The organism is Priestia sp. P5_B4, from assembly GCF_056400385.1.
The window spans coordinates 1-827 of the sequence record NZ_JBFULJ010001262.1; the positions used below are offsets into that span (position 1 = coordinate 1).

The window sequence follows — 827 nt, forward strand, 5'->3', positions numbered from 1 at the left end:
GATCAAAGCTTATGTTGACTTACTTGATATGTATCGAGATGATCCTCAGCTTATGGAAGACGGCGTGCAGAATATTCGTAAAGAAACGAATCGCCTTCATGAAATGGTAGATAAAATCCTAAAGCTTTCAGCGCTTGAAAAATATGATTTCGAGCAGCGGCCAGAGCAAGTTGAATTGAAGCGGCTTCTAGAAGACATATGCGATCGTATGAAAGGAAAAGCAGCTAAATTTGATTTGACTCTTCATACAAATATCAAAGAAGCAGTTGTTTGGGCTGATTGTGAAAGCTTAATACACATTTTTATCAATTTAATTGACAATGCTATTAAATATAATGAACCAGGCGGAAAAGTGGAAGTAACGTCTTACACTTTAGAGAATTCTATTATTGTGGATGTAGCTAACACCGGAATAGGAATTCCACCCGAAGCAGAAGAGAAATTATTTCAACCATTTTTCACCGTAAATAAAGATCGGTCGCGTTTATCCGGAGGTACAGGCCTTGGCTTAGCATTAGCCAAAGATTTAACTGAAAAGCAAAAAGGCGTTATCAAGCTGTATCATTCTGATTCTAAATGGACGATTTTCAAAGTGTCGTTTCCTTTGAAAAAAGAGAAATGAGTTAGCTAAAAGGAGTGAACCGTTATTGAAACGGTATAGATTAATGATATATATAGCAAGCACTTTTCTTATTTTAACATCATGCGGACAAAAAGAAAGCCATAGAGAAACCGTTGAAAAACCCGACAAGAAAATTACTGTATTGGACCAAGTAGATAAAGATGGAAAAATAGAAGTGAAAGATGTTCAGGATATTAACGGCGTA

General features: G+C 36.2%; 1 protein-coding gene and 1 pseudogene. Both read left to right on the forward strand.

Annotation, left to right across the window (positions count from 1 at the left end; genetic code table 11):
* The coding region (locus AC1DRF_RS30370; RefSeq protein ID WP_477742613.1) for a sensor histidine kinase at positions 1–622 on the forward strand (622 nt) is incomplete at its 5' end.
* Positions 623–647: 25 nt separating this feature from the next.
* Positions 648–827 (forward strand): annotated as a pseudogene (locus AC1DRF_RS30375) (hypothetical protein); the annotation flags it as partial.